The sequence below is a fragment of the Leptolyngbya sp. NK1-12 genome (genome assembly GCF_032598965.1).
Lineage (GTDB): Bacteria > Cyanobacteriota > Cyanobacteriia > Elainellales > Elainellaceae > Elainella.
The window spans coordinates 1,364,125-1,380,931 of sequence record NZ_CP053587.1; the positions used below are offsets into that span (position 1 = coordinate 1,364,125).

The window sequence follows — 16,807 nt, forward strand, 5'->3', positions numbered from 1 at the left end:
CAAATCCGACTAAACGCCCTAGATTTCAATGCCGCGTTGTACGGGCGTTTCGCCGAAACGCCTCTACGCGAACTCTGGCTGATCAACCGGATTTGATATAACTAGATTAGACGCAACAGAGAACAGCCGATTTTGGCCGAACTACGACAGCTTGACGAGCAACTGATATTCTTCAGAGTATTGGCCGATTCTAACTCGGTGGCTGATCGTCAGCAGCAGAACGGTAAGCGGCCAAATGCAGGATTAATAGTCACTAGAGTCACTAAGACAACGGCGTCAGCGTCATTGGCAGCCTGCGGCTTAGCTCCTGCTGCAATTTGTGTGCCTGGTAGTCGTACAGCAACAGGTCAATGCTGCCCGGCAGATTTTCCATGAATGCTCTCGCTGTATTGAGACCACAGCCTGAGATACGGGCTAAGTCATTGCCACAGTAGTGCAAAAAAGATGGATTCAGAGGTTTTTGGGCAGTCAGTCGCCAGCGGCTAGGCGGTGCTAGATCGCCATGTTCAATGCGGCGCAGGCCGTTGAGGGACGCCAAAACCACTAGCCGATCGCCTTCATAGAGCTGGCGTTCATCTGGCGGAAACAAATATTCAGCTACGTCCTCACCTAACGTTTGATTTGCCCGTTGATGAAATACAGGAACAACGCCATACCCGTAAGCAACTTGAAACAACGATTTACCAATCAAGGTATCATTTGCACTAATCAAATACTCGGTAACAAGAATGGTTTGCTGATTCAAACGAAATAATCCCAGAATATTTTCACCAAAGGCGGCCCCGGCAAAGGCTTCGGCGGCCAGCTCGTTAGATGCAAAGGCTTTTGAGTCCGGCAAAAGATTCAAGACATTATTTCTGAATCGTTGATCGTAGGTGCGGATGATCAGCCCAATCGAGCGCTCGACCTGTTGAGCTTGATTCTGTGCCATCAGGGCCACTTCCAGATTCAGCATCTGATCATCGGTTACAACTACCACGCTTTTAGCCATTGCCAAATTTACCCGCGCCAGCTCAGTGATGGTATCACCAACCAGCAACGGAATTGAAGCAGAACGCTGTATGTTCTCTATCCGCTCAGTAATGGCAACGACAGGTTGTTTAAACTCCCTTAAAATCGCCGCAACCCGCTGGCCCAATCGCCCAAACCCCACTACCACGACATGATTTTGCTTAGGAATAGGGGGACGACGGTGCAAAAATTCAAAGCGAGAACTGAGGAGATTGTCTGTAATCAAGCCCAGTACACCCAAAACTGAAGCGATACTAGCCAGGGAAATCAAACCACAGATAAACTGCACCCAGCCCGGTGCAGGATCGGCTTCCAAACCGCCAAACACATCACCATAGCCGCCCAGGATTAAAATAAATGCTGTGGAAGTAGCCTGCTGCCAAGATAAACCGAGGGTTTGTTGCAGCAACACAGCACCGAGCGTCCACAGCAGCAAGGCAATGCCGACGCCGATGGCGATCACTTGCCGACTGCGCTGAGCCTGTAACCATCCGGCTAAGGTTTGCAGATTGTCCCGCCAGTTGCGCCGTAGGACGGTTCGGAGCGGTTTGCCTAATCGCTGCAGCGGTTGTTCTAGGACGGTCGTTTTTGATGGGGCAGTCGGAGTACTTGACTCAACCAATTCGACATAAGCGACCGTATCGCCAGCGGTGATGCTAGTTGAGCTGGTCCATTGATAGAAAGCGCGGGTAGGAATCTGAGCGGCATTGGCCGGATTGTAGCTTAACAGGCGGTAAGTTCGTTTGTGGAGAGAAATGGCTAGACCAGCATCAAAGCGGTAGTCTTTTGGCTGCACAGTTTGCTCGACAACTTGAAAGCGGTAGTCATCGATCGTGAACCATCCCAGGATACCTTGCTGAAGTCCTGCGAGGGCAAAGGAGGAAGCCGGAAGTTCGGTTGGCTCAAACGCGACGAAATCCTGAAATTGCTGTTTTAGCAACTGATTCAAATTTCGCCGCGATGATCGCATGACTATGCGAATCTCTGGGTTCAAGCGACGAGCGACGATAGCGGTTTCAACGTTCACACTTTCATTGCTAGTAACGAGCAAGATAGTCCGACATCGTTGAATTCCAGCTTGCAACAATACTGCCTCATCGCGACAATCGCCTAGAATCAGGTGCCCTGACAGCAGAGCCGGCAAATCTTGCACTTCCCACTCTGAGGGGTGCTGTCTGTCAATGGCTGTGATATGAATTTGGGCATCACCGAGCGCAAATCGTCTGAGGTTGAGAATGCAGTATTGGCCCAGGTTACCTAGGCCGCAAACTAAGAAGTGATCAATGTCGTTCGTATCCGAGACGGTAGCTGAGGATTGAGAGCGAGTGGGATGGGTTGGAGTCATAGAGAGTACAAAGATGAATGGACTCGTTGCCTCTCGGACGGATGTCTGTTAGCCTGCTTGGTTGTAAGGAAGTCGCCTCCTCATGAATCTCTTTGGGCACTTCTATCATGCCATGCCACAGGAGACGACAACAGCCAGTCCCTTTCTTTAGTCAGTATTACAAGTCACTATTACAAATGAGCCTATAGCCATCCTTTGCAGGATATGAAGGGGTGCAGGGGTGAAACCCCTGCGTGGGGGCACTGCCCCCACACCCCCTGTTCACAACCTGTTTATGAAAGCTGTAGATACCATGGGGTTTTTGATAGGGGAAATAGGCGGCTTTGCCAGAATTAGCAACAAGGCGATTGAGACGATACGCGGTATGGGCTATCCTGGCAAAGAGGATGAGAATGTCCTCATTAAGTGTTCATTTGCTTCTTAAACCGCTAATTTAATGTAAAGGTATCCGTTCTTACAGTCAATTTACAGTTCTACGGCTAGTCGATTGTAACCAGCTCTCAGGGTGTTGTTAGGTGTTAGTCAAGATGGGAGTCAGGGTAGCGAGCAAGGTTTCATTGCTCGTTTTTATGCAATGGATAGGATCACCTGAGCATATTTCTGATGATAAATTGAGGGTAATCTCTTTCTGATGCTTGTCTGGCCTCCTCTCAAATTTAGAAACCAATCACTGAAATCCGTCATATGTACATGGTTTTAACGATGCCTCAGATTTTGATTGTGGAAGACGAACCCCGGATAGCAGCTTTCCTGGAAAAGGGTTTGCAAAAGCATGGCTATGAAACAGCCATTGCCACAAACGGAGAGGAGGCACTTCAGATGGTGCAACAGGGAATTTTTGACCTACTGTTGCTCGATTTGGGCTTGCCGCTCAAGGATGGTTGGACTGTGCTGAGGGAGTTACAGCGAACTCAGGACCGAATGCCCGAAGTGATTATTTTGACCGCTAGGGCTGATGACCGAGATTATGCCCAGAGTATAGAGCTTGGGGCCAGAGCCTATATTACTAAGCCCTTTCGCTTTAATGAGCTGCTGGGGCAGGTAGAAGCGATTCTGCGTGCTTAGGATCGGCGAGATTGCTCTTATTCAAGTCTGATTCAAGCCCACAGCAAGGCACAAGCGGTTCTGTTGCTAGCTCACTCAAGCCGACGGATTGCAATAGCTCCATCCAGCTACTGCGAGCTGTGCCATTGTGAGGCGCATTTTGTAGCTGAGTTGCTGTACTGTCGATCGCATCGTACCAGAGATTCTCGCTGACATAGAGATTGGAATGTTCCGTCGTCGGCAGAGACGCCAACTGCTGCTGAAGCTCTGGACGCTCTAGCCGCCGAATCGCCCCATTCACAAACACAAATCGCTCTTGATTCTCAGCATCGCACTGCACCAGTAAATACCATTCGTAGCTTTGGGCGGTATCAAGAATCACGGACTCTGGTAGACGCAGATTGACAATGCCGGGAGCCGTTTCGTTTCCTGCAATAGTTTTGGTATAGACCAGATTATCCTGGCTGTCTTTGAGCACAAATTCGATTGCATGTTGGTCGGTGAGGCGATAGGGCAGGTAAAACCAGAGGCCAGGTGACTGAGCCAGTGTGTAGCCAGTGCTGCTGTCGGGCACAAGGGCGGTGAGCGGTGGTTTGTCGGCAATCAGACAAGAGCCACGACTCCCTCCTCCCCTACGGCGACGGGGTCTACCCACATCGGAAAATTCTGGAGCAGCCTGGGCAACCGTAGGAATTCGAGGTTGCTGAATCGTTGGTTGCGCTGAGATGGGTGTAGCTACTGGAATGCTAACGAGAAGGAAACTAAGAACACTAAATTGAATCAAACGTTTTTTTGGGGATGACTTTGTGTGATACATGACTAGGTGTAGGTAATGAGATAAATTAAGCGATGAGCCGCGCCTGCACTACTGCTGATCGCCAATCCAATCGCGGCTGGAATCAGAGGCAGCCACCAACCCTGCAGCAAACCACCATAGCTGATCCCGCCCAAGAGGAGGATGGCTCCAACTCCAGCTAGCCCTATTGACAACGGCGAGCGGCAAACGAGTACCAGTGCCCCGCCCAGCGTGGTCCAGATCCAAATCCAGACGATTTCGGCCCCGTTGGGTAAACTCTGCAGCAGCGGTCGTTGATTGAGGACGGTACTCAGGAGTTGGCTCGTCATGTGGGCTTGGATCACCACTCCGGGCAGTTTTTGCATTGGGTCGGCTTGGCTGTAGGGTGTGAGGAAGTAGTCTTTGAAGCTGGGGGCGACCGTACCGATGAGGACAATCCGGTCGCGGACCAGATCAGCGAGTTGGGGATCGAGAGCACCGCTCAGAATTTCGCCCAGCGTCACCTGATCGGCGGGTGGATGGACGGCCCGATAGTTGAGCATCACCTGATAGCCAAGGGCATCGAGCTGGTGATAGCCGCCGCTGTCGGGGCGCAGTTGCGGAAAGCGAGTCTCGCCGATCTGAACTGTTCCTGTGGCATCGCGAGTTGTCTGGATGCCCTGGGCGGCTAAGTAACGCTGAGCTAGCCGGAAGCTAAAGGCCGTATCGGTGACGCAAAACGAGGTGGGAGCTGCCGCCATGCCCAGAATTTGCCGTCGCACCACGCCATCGGGATCAATTGGCAGATCGCTGAAGCTGAGCCGCTCGTTGGGAATGCCGGCTAGGGGTTTGGTGCCACCGCCTTCCCCCACTTCACAGACGGCGACAAACTGCGGTACTTGTTGAAGTTGCGCCTCTAGCCCAGAAGCCGGATCAATCGGAAAATCGCGGTAGAGGTCGAGTCCTACTACTCGCGGCTGATGTGGACGCAGTTTTTCTAGCAGTTGGGCCAAGGCCCGATCCGAGAGAGATGCCCCTCGCCGTTCTTGCGCATCTTGCTGCTGCACATCCTGATCGGTAATGGTGACTAGCAGCAGGCGGGAGTCGGGCGGTTCGGCAGGACGGAGGCGCATCAGTTGATCAAATGCGGTTAGCTCTAGCGCTTGCAGGCCGCCCAGATAGCGGACGCCAATCACTCCCACTGCTACGAGGCTGGTCAACAGCATCGGCCAGCGCAGTTTTTGGGCGGAATGGGGAGCCGCAGGTGCTGGGAGAGTCCGCCAATCCATCGGCGGCTCGGCTGGATTCTGGCAAATCAGCGGTAGCCAAGTAGCGCAAGGATAGTCACCTTCCAGCTTTTCCAGCTTTTCGCGGGCTTCGCGGACAGCGGCATGGAGGCTGCACCCACTGGCAAACTGGGTGAGAAACTCCCGAAAAAATGTCTGCGCCACTAGATCGGGCACGAGTTCACGCATCACGATTACCTGGGGAATTTGCAGATCAGCCAGTGCCTGTGCCAATCCCAGCCCGTCGCACGAGTTGAAAATAGCCAGCTTCAATCCCTGTCGGATGGCTCGCTTTAAGGCGTGACGCAACTGATCCAGCGTTAGGCTTTGGTGGGAGTTGAGATAGATTCGTCCGGTCTCGCTGGTGTCCAGATCTTCGGTTTGGCTGTGACCGGCGAAAAACAAAATATCCCAGCCGCGCTGATCCCAGAGGTGTTCGTGCAGTTCTTGATAGCTGGGCTGCGTCAGAAACAGCGGTGTTGCATTTGGGAGGGCTTCGAGTACCTGTCGGTCGCTCTGCACGTCGATTTGTTCACTATTGCCCAACACTGCCAGAATTCGCATGCTGCCAGTAGACTGAGGCCGGTCGGGAACACGCTCATAGGTAGCTACGCTGAGGGTCACTTCTGCCTGGGGAAAGTCTTCAAAAAAGTTCCACAGGTGCCAGGGCAAGCGTCGCAGCAACGGATCGTTCGTTTGGATAATCACCTGAATTGCATCGGTTGGATCAAACAAGCGACTCAATTTGCGATCGATGGCATGAAAGGATTCAGCATTTAGCCACTGGTTCAACCGCCGCCGCAACTGCTGCGCCAAATCGCTAAACTCAACTTCGGAAAAATGGGTGACACCGCTAGTAGAGATGGTAATCGCTCGTGGGGCTGACCACTGTGGCTGTCCTCCCCGCTCTCGGTAGAACTCGCGATAGAGCAACTGCCAGCGTCGATAGAGCTGCTCTAGTTCGGGTGCAGGCGGCAAACTGCCGATGTACTGCATGGGATAGTGGTTTTCGGCCCGATTCGAAACCTGAGCGATCACGTTTGGACAACCGCTGTGTACATCTCCTATACCTAAGTTGAGAACAACTAGATGACTCATCGTGCTATTAATCGTACTATTAGCCGCAGCCGACCAGAACTAACCAAAGGAGCAACAAACAGGAATAAAAGAAAACCAGCAAGAATCAGAGCAATAAAGAGCAATCACAGCACAAAACTTTCGCTAATACAGACTTCGCCTAAACTGACCTGGATCTCGAAAATATCGCTTGCCTCGCCACGAAAATGCCGCAGTTGAATGTAGCTGTCCTGCTCTCTAGAGCAGATTTCTTGCAGCAGTTCGCCCGCCTCGCTCAGCATGGTCAATTTGAGATGCGGCGGCAAATAGCTGTTACCAGGAGCCGGATAGAGCTGCACGAGCACATTCATACTGGTGTCTGGATTCAGCGTAATTGCCAGAGACAGCACGACCGACTGCCCCTCTAACTCCATGCCAACATCGATCAGTTTGGCTTGCCGCACTGTAATCTCATGCTGACTCTGACTGCGAACAGCCACCATCGGCATCTGACTACTGCCTAACACCTGTTCGATTGGCTGCCAACCAGTTTCAACGATTCCTTCTAGCCAGTTTCTCAGATTGATCATGGGATGACTCGGATTTCTTGCAGGTCTGGGGACAGGGACAGAGGCAGGTTGAGAGGTAGGGGCAGTCATGGGCGGGGCAGGCGTAGTTCCAGCGAGCGGCGGAGCAACTGGGAGTATATCTGGAAGTACATCTGGGAGCGCATCTATGAGCGCCTCTGGGAGTGCATCTGTAAGTGCATTCGGAGCTGCCAAGGACTGCAAATGGGTCAGAAACTGCTCTAATGATTGTAGTTCGGTCAGCGGCAGATTGGGGGCTGGTGTTGGCGTAAAGCCTAGCAGTGTTGCTGATTTCAGTGTCGGATCCAACTGCACTGCCATGTAGCCGATCCGATCCGCCTCCGCATCTGGCGAAATCGATAGCACTTCTGCATCGGATTGCACAACACAGCACTCCAGCTTACCGTAGGGTTTGAGCCACAGGTCTGCCACATCAATCAATTTCGCCATCCAGGGATCGTGCCAGTCGCTCTGCTCAAGATCGGTTTCGATCCCCATACAGCGCAGGTAAAAGTCAACGGCATAAACCGCTAGCGCCTTCAAATAGGTTGGCTGAGTTTGGGATCCTTGCTGTTGGGCCATTGCATGAGCTGCAAATGAAAGCGGTACAGTAAAGGTAAGCGGCTCTATGGTTTGATTCATAGCTGATTTCGCTGCACTCCAACCATTAGTAACATAAGCATCCGTAGCAACAGGTATTTATCTATAACTACTGCCAGCAGGGCAGTTTAACTATACTTCTAAGTACTTTTTGAAATAGGGAATCAGATGTTTGAGTTGACGATTAAAGAAACTGCAAAGTGTCTGGGATGGAATATCCAAAGTGGCGGCAACTTCGGGCCAGGTTTTGCCTTCCACAAACTTAGCAATCGCCAATGTCTGAAACGTTATGTCGGGGCGCTCTCGCAACCGCTGTTTTTTGAGTAGCCCTTCGGGATCCTGTTGCAAAAATTGCTGGATGGGCAGATCGGCCTCTGGAGCAGGAGACGACCTGGGTAAATCCTCCAGAGAAGGAAGGCGGACCGGAAAGCGACTGCCTGTCGGCATTTGGGTGATGCCCTGCTTCTGATAGTCTTTCACTACTTCAGTAAACTGATGCTGTAATCGAAAGTTCACCCATGCCATGACTGGATTTTCTGGTTTATATTGCTCAACTGTTTGGCAGATGATCAACAGCGTTCGTTGCAGGGCTTCGTTGTATAGGTCTTCGTAAAGGCTAGCCGGCCAAATCGACCGCTGTGGATGCCCTAATTTGCCCGATCGCAGAATTTCGTTCACCAGCCGATTCAAACAATGCCGCCGTTCCGGACTGGAGGAGTCTAAAGCTTGGATCGCTTGAATCCACTTGGCTAGCCTTGCCTCTAACGGATCCTGAGCCGCATCCGGTGCCGCGGTCGAATCATAAATATCCTCCTGCCTATCCACCATGAATCTGCTCCGCCGTTTTGAAGTCAATCGGCATTCTGCACCCAGTGGCTACAGCTCGCGCTTCACCTCCCTGCATTGTCGTATTTCTCTACTAACGATTCTGCTTGCATTTGCCCAATCAATGGAACTTGTTACAAATCTTAACATCAAATTCTTTTCCGGTATACAGCCTTTTTCAGGCTAGTGAAGAACGAAAAACCGGGTGTAGGGGCGGTGCCCTTGTGTGGGCGAAGCCCCCCCATCCCCCATCCCTCACATGAGTGAAAAACGCTGTAGTTCTACAAACGATGCGTTACGGTGAGTAGCAAAAAGACGGAATGGTAGCAAGGAATCTAATCAGGAACAAATTTTTAGATGAAGCGAGGAGGTGATAATTCTTAAAAAACAGATTAGCGTGATGATCAACGAGAGTGGTCACCACAAATCATCAAATTGGATGAGAGTTTTCTCATGTTTTGCATAGAAGCGATCATGGTAGATACTTGATTGGATGAGAGTTTTCTCATGTTTCGTTCTTCGTCTGGATAGATGGGCTAGACTATTCTACGCAACCCTCTATAGCAATGAAATGTAGCAATGAAATAATCTAACAAATTTTCAATTGGAGAAACTCAATTAGAGAAACTCAATTAGAGAGACCCAATTAGAGAAACCCAATTTAAAGCTGAGGTTGAATCAGGATCTTCGTTCGGCATGGCTGATTTAGTGCTCTACCTACTGGTCCAGTTCGATTGTTGGCCGGTAAAGCTACTGCTTGTGGCTTGAAATGATTTAACTCACCTGAAAACTTCTGAGAGCCTTAGCTATGAATATTGTATTCACCTACGGTCCAGGTACAACGCTGGAGCAGATGGTCGCCTTTGAAACGGCGGGTCGTCTCTGGTCTACCTACTTCACGGATGATGTAACGGTCAATATCTATGTTGAACCCAGCAGCACTCTGCCGACGGGTGTTGCCGGTGGCGCACTGATGGGAATTGAGGCAGATCAGTCCTACTCAACTTGGCGCACTCAGCTGGCTGCCGATCGCAAGTCAGCCGATGATCAAACCGTTCACCAAAACCTGCCCAGCAATACCAACTCCTTTACGGCCTGGGTGAATCAGATCGGCCCGGACGGCATGACCTCCAATAAGCTGGAGCAGAGCAGCAATACGCTGAACCTGAGCCGCGCCAATGCCAAAGCATTGGGAATGCGAAATCCACAGGATGGTGGACTCGACGGCTACATTCTGATGAACGATCAGTTGACTAGCCTGGGATTGAACTGGAACTACGAATTGAACGGTACTCCTCCAGCTAACAGTATCGACTTTTTTAGTGTGGCTGTACATGAAATTGGACATGTACTTGGCTTCTATAGTGGTGTTGATCCGTCTGGATGGCAGTTGACTCCAATCGCCGGCTTTGGCGACGACGATGACGATGACGATGATAATGGCACGGGCACCGTTGAGCTAGACCCTAGAGGGCCACTGAAGAATGCCACTAGCCTTGACATGATGCGCTTCTCAAACGAAGGCAAACTCGATTTGGTGGTTGGCGGTAGTCCTTTCTTTTCCATCAACGGCGGCACAACCAAGAACGCAGATTTTGCCACCGGTGTAGATCGCAGCTTGGGCGGTGATGGGTATCAAGCCAGCCATTGGAAATCGAGTGGTGGCGGTTTGGGCATCATGGAGCCAGACATTGATCTGGGATCACGACGCAATGTTACTGGACTAGATCGTCGAGGATTTGATGTAATCGGCTGGGATCCGGGTACGGCTAGCGTTGATCTGCTGGCGCTTCAAACCCAGGCCAAACAGTTTTTGGCTCAGCGCTTGGGGGTGACGGTAGCGCAGCTAGAGGCCAATCCAGCCTTGGCGCAGCAATTGACTCAAGATCGCAGTCAAGATGTGGCATTCATGGTTGAGCAGAGCCAGATCTATGAATGGCGGCGTAGTCGCAGAGCCAGATCGAGCGGCTGGTGGCATGAATTTAATACCGCGAATCCGGCGGCAGCCACTGCTGATACAGCCAATGCACCCGCTAATAATCTCGCTACCGGCTGGACAGGGATTGCTGTGACAGAACCTGACGGACTGATCAATGGTCTGAGTAGCAGTAGCGGCAGTCAGCCCCCACTCCCTCAGCAGGGCAGCCTGGAAACCAGCAGCGTCACGCCTCTGCCATTGAATTTGCCATTGAACTCAGACTTGCTGAATTCAGCCCTAACCTCTAGTGATTTGAGTGACGCGACTTCACTGTCCTTTGGTCAGAAAGGTCTCACGGCAATCGAGGCTTTGGATCCCAATTATTTAATTGGTTCAGAGCTGATTGGTTCAGGAGTGCTATCATCTGCGTTTTAGGCATGGGCGATTTTGTGACCAGATTTTGTGACCAGATTTTGTGACCAAATTTTTTGGTCAGATTTTGTAGCCTGGTATCTGTAGCAATAATCTGTAGCAATAGGATCATCCCTTCCCCATCTGCTTCGGATCGAATCAGCCGATAATCTGAGAGGATGGTTGAAACGTTTAATCTCTTGTTTGACTCCTGAACTTGTCCTCGGCTGTATATTCATGTCTGTATTTCGCTTGATCCAAATCTGTTTCATCCCTAGCGTAAGCAAAAATTTGCTTGTATCGATTGGGTTGTGCCTAGTGCAGGTTGGCAGCGTAGCAGCAACACGAGTGGCAGCTCAGATTGTTCCTGACCGCACTTTGCCACAGTCCAGCCGGATTGAGACGCGAGGCAACATTCAGGAGATTACTGGCGGAACGCGGGCAGGTCGTAATTTATTCCACAGCTTTGAGCGATTTTCTGTGCCGGAGGGGGGCACCGCTTTCTTTAATAATCCTGCCGCGATTGAGTCGATTTTTAGTCGCGTCACGGGTGGTTCAGCCTCACGCATTAATGGCCTGATTCGGGCTAACAGCGCTAATTTGTTTCTAATTAATCCAAACGGGATTATTTTTGGCCGTAATGCCTCCTTGGCGATTGGTGGGAGCTTTGTGGGTAGCACTGCCGAGCGGATTCGCTTTGCAGATGGGGCAGAATTTAGCGCTGTGAATCCGCCGGCAACGCCGCTGCTGACCGTGAGTTTGCCGGTAGGTTTACAGTTTGGGGACAATCCCGCGCCGATTCAAGTGCAGGGACCGGGGCACGGGCTGTTTCTCGATTCGCCAGAAAATCCCACGGTCAACCGCACCAATCGTCCTGCTGGGCTAGCCGTGAATCCGGGACAAACCTTAGCGCTGGTGGGCGGCAACCTCACCCTAGAGGGCGGCAACCTGACTGCACCGGCAGGCCGGATTGAGCTGGGTAGTGTAGCAGCCGGGGAGGCACGGTTGGTCGCGCTGACTGAGCCTCAGGCTCCCCAGAACTGGCGTTTGGGCTATGCTGGCGTGGAGCAGTTTGGAGATGTGCGGCTGCGGCAGGCGGCTTCGCTTGAGACCAGCGGCAATCGGGGGGGCGCGATTCAGGTGCAGGGGCGCAATATTCAGATCACCGGCACTTCGGCTCTGTTGGCCGATACGCTGGGAACGGGAGCAGGCGGTTCGCTTAGTCTCAGGGCCAGTGAGGGAATTCAGGTGTCTGGGTTTCGGGTAGGCTCTAGCGGCCCTTTTGTTAGCCGTCTCTCTACCGATGTGGCAGCCGGTGCGACCGGAGCAGGAGGCCGTGTGTTGCTGGTGACTCCCCGCATCCAGATCGACAATGGCGGCCAGATTTCGAGCGGCACGTTTGGCGGTGGCAATGCGGGAAGTCTGCAGGTTCAAACTACGGCGTTGGAGATCAGCGGTGGTTCACCCATCGGGCCGAGTGGCTTGTTTACTTCAGTTGAAGCAATAGCCAGCGGCAATGGAGGCAGGTTGACGATTAACGCCGAGCGGCTCCGCCTCACCGATGGGGCGCAAGTTGCAGCCAGTACGTTTGGAGCAGGCGATGCAGGTCGAATGGCAGTGCAGGCCAAGCAAGTCGAACTCCAGGGCAATGGCAGCGGTTTGTTTGCCACCGTGGAGCCGGGAGCTAGCGGCAACGGCAATACCCTGACCCTGATCGCCGATCAACTGCAAATTCGGGACGGTGCTCAGATCACCACCTTAACGGCTGGGGATGGCAACGCCGGCAATCTAACGGTCCGAGCCGAGCAGATCGAGTTGGTGGGCGGAACCAGGCAGTTCGCGAGCGGGCTGTCAACTTCGGTAGAACCAGAAGCAACGGGTCGGGGCGGCAGTTTAACCGTCAGTGCTGGACAACTGCGAATTCGGCAGGGGGGGCAGATTTCTGCAACCACCTTTGGCTCAGGAGCGGCAGGCCAGGTGACAATTCAGGCGGAGCAAATCGACGTTAGCGGTGGCACGGCGCAGGGTCCCAGTACAATCGCGGCAGCTTCTACAGCATCTGGAAACGGTGGCAATCTTGTGATCACGACAGACCAATTGCGCGTGTCAGACGGCGGACAGATTGTGACCGCAACGGCAGGCAGTGGCAACGCCGGCAATTTAACCATCAATGCCTCCGACTCGGTAGCGCTTTCTGGCCGTACACCCTTTGGTAGCAGTGGCTTGTTTGCCAGTGCCTTAGCAGAAGGGGCAGGCGGCAACCTGAATATCACCACCGAACGCTTGAGCGTTGCAGACGGAGCGGTGATTAGCGTTAGCAATTTCCCCAGCGGCGATCCGAGCCGACCTCCGGGTCAGGGCGGGGTGGGTAACCTAACGGTCAACGCAAATCAAATCCGCCTGAATCGAGAAGCTGTATTGACTGCTGATTCTGCTGCAGGTACTCGCGGCAACATTACGCTGCAATCTGATAATATTTTGCTACGACAGCGGAGTGCTATTACAACAAATGCTATCGGTAACGCTCGTGGTGGTAACATTGCAATTGATACAACGATTTTGGCCGCCGCCGCAAATAGCGATATTACCGCTAATGCTCAAAATAATTTTGGTGGACAGGTGTTGATCAGGGCTGAAGCTGTTTTGGGAACGCAGGCCCGCCCGCAGTTGACTCGCTTCAGCGACATTACGGCCTCTTCTGCGTTAGGACCCCAGTTCAGCGGTACGGTCCAGATCAATGCGCCCGATGTGGACCCTAATCGTGGTCTCGTGCAACTGCCTGCTAACCTGATCGACGCTAGCAACCAAATCGCTGCTGTTTGTGAGCAAACCGAGGGCAACAGCTTTGTCGTTACCGGGCGCGGCGGTCTACCGGAAGCGCCAACTCAGCTGTTGCGCGGTGAAACCATTTGGGAAGACCTGCGGATATCAGAGATGGAACATCGTGGAAGCGCAAGCGAAACTAGCCGAAGTGTGCAGCCTAACCTGAACGAGAACAGACTAGTAGAAGCCCAGGGCTGGCGAATCAACGCAACCGGCCAAATCATCTTGCTAGCGTCACCAGCGTCATCCCGAATTGCAGTAGACTGTGCCAAGAGACAGGATGAGCCAACATGAAACTGCGGCAATGGCTACACCACTTCTCTAATCAGGTCTACAAGCGGCTTAGCAGATTTCATTCTCGACACCGGTTGGAGGACTGTCTAAAGCGAAAATTAAGGCTAAAGCTAAAGCTAAAGCTAAGCCTACAGCTAAGACTACCGTTGAGCCAACGGTCGAGGTATCGAAGCTGTGGTTTGGCAATTCTGGCTGTTTTCACCTTTCTTTGTGTGTTCCAGCCCTTTTCCATCTCCTGGCCTCTGGTCGCTGCGCCAACTCATCGCATTGATGCTTCGTTTTTGGCAGCTCAGTTGCATCTCTCAGAGCCAGAACCCGATGCCTACGCTACGCAAACCACGGCAGACTCGCCGATCGAACCCCTGATTGAACAGGGACGGCAATCCTACCAGGCAGGCCAATACGCAGACGCCATCACGCTCTGGCAGCAGGCCTTGACCGCCGCCCAGAACGCCGATGATTCCCTCCAACAGGCGCGCTGTTTCAACTATTTGGCGCTGGCCTATCTGAAGCTAGCCGATTGGCAACGAGCCGAACAGGCGATTGCTGAGAGTAGGCAGCGGCTGACCCCTCAGCCGAACCCGCAGCTTCTAGCTCAGGTGCTCAACACCCAGGGACAGGTGCAGTTGGGGCTGGGGCAGCCGGAAGCGGCTCTGGCGAGCTGGCAACAGGCCGAAACCTACTATGCCGCTGCCCAGGATCTGCAGGGACAGATCGGCAGCCAGATCAACCAAGCCCAAGCGTTACAGACCCTGGGGCTATATCGCCGTGCCCAACGTTTACTTGAAGCGATCAACCAGCGCTTGCAGTCCCAACCTGATTCGCCGCTGAAGGCGCTGGGGCTGAGTAGTCTGGGCACTGTTCTACAGGTCGCGGGTAACTTGACCGAGTCCCAGCAGGTGTTGCAGCAGAGTTTAGCCATTGCCGAACAGCTTGATATGCGAGCACAGCTCAGCGATATCCAATTCAGTTTGGCCAACACCCTGCGCAGTCTACAGTCCACCCCAGAAGCTCTCCAGCTCTATCAACAGGCTGCCAATACGGCCCTCACCCCAGTTGGACGACTCCAGGCCCAGCTCAATCGCCTCAGCCTGCTGCTCGACACCCAGCAAAATGTCGCGGCCCAAATGCTCGCGGCTCAGATCCTGTCCGACGACCCGGACAATCCGCTCCAGCTCAATCGCCTTCCCCCCAGTCGGGATGCCGTCTACCTGCAAGTCAACTTCGCCACCCAGTTAGGCCAATTGGCCGCCAGGTTGACCCAAGCCGACGTCCAAGCCGATGCCCAGGCTAACGCTCAAACCGTGACCCAAACCGCCGCCCAGATCCTGATGCGCACGATTCAGCAGGCGCAAAGTCTATCCGACCCGCGGGCCGAATCCTATGCCGTCGGTCAGTTGGCCCACCTCTATGAGCAAACTCAACAGTGGCAGACGGCCCAAACCCTCAGCCAACGGGCACTGTTGCTGGCGCAATCGGTCAACGCGGATGATATTGCCTATCGCTGGCAATGGCAGCTAGGGCGAATTCTGAAACAAAGCGACCCCCCCGCCGCTAAGGCGGTCTACAGCGAAGCTCTGCAAACCTTAAACCTGATCCGGCGAGATTTACTGTCTACCCATCCGGAATTTCAGGTCTCGTTTCGCAGCGATGTTGAGCCACTTTACCGTGAGCTGGTGGATCTGTTGGTGCAGCCGGATGCCAGCCCTGCTGATTTGCAGCTAGCCCGCGAAGCCATCGAAGCTCTGCGCGTCGCCGAACTAGAAAACTTCTTTCGCTCTGCCTGTATTGAACCGGCCCAGCAAATCGACAGCATCGACCCAACCGCCGCCATTTTCTATCCAATTTTGCTGCCCAATCAGCTTTTGGTGATTACGTCGCTGCCCGACCAACCCCTGCGTTATCATGTGGCCCCCGTGTCGCAAACCGAAGTCGAGCGCGTTGTGGAAAGCTTTCGCCGACGGTTGATTCTGCCCTACACCTCGGATCGGGAAATTCAAGAGCTAGCCCAGCAACTCTATAGCTGGATGATTCAACCCATGGCGGCCACACTGCGCGAAAACCAGATTCAAACGCTGGTGTTTGTGCAGGATGGGGCACTGCAATCGATTCCGATGGCGGCTCTCTATGACGGTGAGCGCTACCTGATTGAAACCTACAGCATTGCGCTTACCCCTGGTCTGCGTTTATTTGGACCAAAGCCGCTAGAGCAAGTTGCCTTAACGGCTGTGACGGCAGGCTTAACCGAATCGCGTCATAGCTTTGAACCACTGGAATTCGTCGAAGTTGAACTCACCCAAATTCGCTCTGCCATTCCTGGCGATATCCTGCTGAATCAAGACTTTACCAGCTCTAGCCTCTCTACGACGGTCAATGCTTCTGCGGCTCCCATTCTGCACATTGCTACCCACGGGCAGTTTAGCTCGCAGTCGGATCAAACCTTTATCTTGGCCTGGGATCAGCCGATTACGGTGAGTCGATTTAGCCAACTGCTACAAGCGAGACAAGAGCGGCCCAACACGCTGGAACTGCTGGTGTTGAGTGCCTGTGAAACTGCCATCGGAGACAAACGCGCTGCCTTGGGCTTGGCGGGCATGGCTGTGCAGTCGGGTGCTCGCAGTACATTGGCCTCCCTTTGGCTGATTGACGATGAATCCACACCGCTGTTGATGACGCAATTTTATCAAGAGCTGAAAACCGGCCTCAGCAGAGCCGCTGCCCTACGACAGGCCCAGTTAAGTCTATTACAAGGACCGTATCGACACCCCCGCTTTTGGGCGGCGTTTGTCTTGTTGGGCAACTGGCGCTAGGCAATAGTTGCTGACTTGTTTT

General features: G+C 53.0%; 9 protein-coding genes. 4 read left to right on the top strand and 5 right to left on the bottom strand.

The window, feature by feature from the left end; translation table 11 throughout:
- Positions 1 to 262: 262 nt before the first annotated feature.
- A complete protein-coding gene (locus HJG54_RS33700) occupies positions 263 to 2,356 on the bottom strand; it encodes a potassium channel family protein (protein WP_316436289.1) in 2,094 nt (697 codons plus the stop codon).
- A gap of 702 nt (positions 2,357 to 3,058) precedes the next feature.
- On the opposite strand from HJG54_RS33700, the gene HJG54_RS33705 reads away from it, so the two are divergent.
- Entirely contained in the window at positions 3,059 to 3,421 is a 363-nt protein-coding gene (locus HJG54_RS33705; RefSeq protein WP_316436291.1) for a response regulator transcription factor, read from the top strand.
- On the opposite strand, the gene HJG54_RS33710 is transcribed toward HJG54_RS33705, so the two are convergent.
- From HJG54_RS33710 to HJG54_RS33725, 4 genes are all read right to left on the bottom strand, one after another.
- Positions 3,378 to 4,184 (bottom strand): DUF928 domain-containing protein, encoded by an 807-nt coding sequence (locus tag HJG54_RS33710; protein WP_316436292.1) that lies wholly within the window; start codon positions 4,182 to 4,184, stop codon positions 3,378 to 3,380. The two genes, HJG54_RS33705 and HJG54_RS33710, sit on opposite strands and share 44 nt — an antisense overlap.
- Positions 4,185 to 4,219: 35 nt before the next feature.
- Positions 4,220 to 6,559 carry a CHASE2 domain-containing protein gene (locus tag HJG54_RS33715; protein ID WP_316436293.1) on the bottom strand — a complete coding sequence of 780 codons (2,340 nt, stop codon included), beginning with the start codon at positions 6,557 to 6,559 and terminating at the stop codon, positions 4,220 to 4,222.
- A 104-nt stretch (positions 6,560 to 6,663) separates the two neighbouring features.
- Complete coding sequence (locus HJG54_RS33720) at positions 6,664 to 7,746, bottom strand: DUF1822 family protein (protein WP_316436294.1); 1,083 nt, start codon at positions 7,744 to 7,746, stop codon at positions 6,664 to 6,666.
- 90 nt (positions 7,747 to 7,836) lie between these two features.
- The gene (locus HJG54_RS33725; protein WP_316436296.1) at positions 7,837 to 8,532 is read right to left on the bottom strand and encodes a hypothetical protein; all 696 of its coding nucleotides are present in this window, start codon (positions 8,530 to 8,532) and stop codon (positions 7,837 to 7,839) included.
- 805 nt (positions 8,533 to 9,337) lie between these two features.
- On the opposite strand from HJG54_RS33725, the gene HJG54_RS33730 reads away from it, so the two are divergent.
- The 3 genes from HJG54_RS33730 (at position 9,338) to HJG54_RS33740 (ending at position 16,785) form a co-directional block, all read left to right on the top strand.
- Entirely contained in the window at positions 9,338 to 10,882 is a 1,545-nt protein-coding gene (locus HJG54_RS33730) for an NF038122 family metalloprotease (protein WP_316436297.1), read from the top strand.
- Positions 10,883 to 11,206: 324 nt separating this feature from the next.
- Positions 11,207 to 13,975: an S-layer family protein gene (locus HJG54_RS33735; protein ID WP_316436298.1), complete on the top strand. Its 2,769-nt coding sequence runs from the start codon at positions 11,207 to 11,209 to the stop codon at positions 13,973 to 13,975.
- The gene (locus tag HJG54_RS33740) at positions 13,972 to 16,785 is read left to right on the top strand and encodes a CHAT domain-containing protein (RefSeq protein WP_316436300.1); all 2,814 of its coding nucleotides are present in this window, start codon (positions 13,972 to 13,974) and stop codon (positions 16,783 to 16,785) included. The genes HJG54_RS33735 and HJG54_RS33740 overlap by 4 nt, the downstream gene beginning before the upstream one ends.
- The last annotated feature ends 22 nt before the right edge of the window (positions 16,786 to 16,807 follow it).

Bases quoted from the DNA above. Each gene is read 5' to 3' on its own strand.
- HJG54_RS33715 (WP_316436293.1), bottom strand. From the start codon at position 6,559: ATGAGTCATCTAGTTGTTCTCAACTTAGGTATAGGAGATGTACACAGC.
- HJG54_RS33740 (WP_316436300.1), top strand. From the start codon at position 13,972: ATGAAACTGCGGCAATGGCTACACCACTTCTCTAATCAGGTCTACAAG.
- HJG54_RS33705 (WP_316436291.1), top strand. From the start codon at position 3,059: ATGCCTCAGATTTTGATTGTGGAAGACGAACCCCGGATAGCAGCTTTC.
- HJG54_RS33700 (WP_316436289.1), bottom strand. From the start codon at position 2,356: ATGACTCCAACCCATCCCACTCGCTCTCAATCCTCAGCTACCGTCTCG.
- HJG54_RS33720 (WP_316436294.1), bottom strand. From the start codon at position 7,746: ATGAATCAAACCATAGAGCCGCTTACCTTTACTGTACCGCTTTCATTT.
- HJG54_RS33730 (WP_316436297.1), top strand. From the start codon at position 9,338: ATGAATATTGTATTCACCTACGGTCCAGGTACAACGCTGGAGCAGATG.
- HJG54_RS33725 (WP_316436296.1), bottom strand. From the start codon at position 8,532: ATGGTGGATAGGCAGGAGGATATTTATGATTCGACCGCGGCACCGGAT.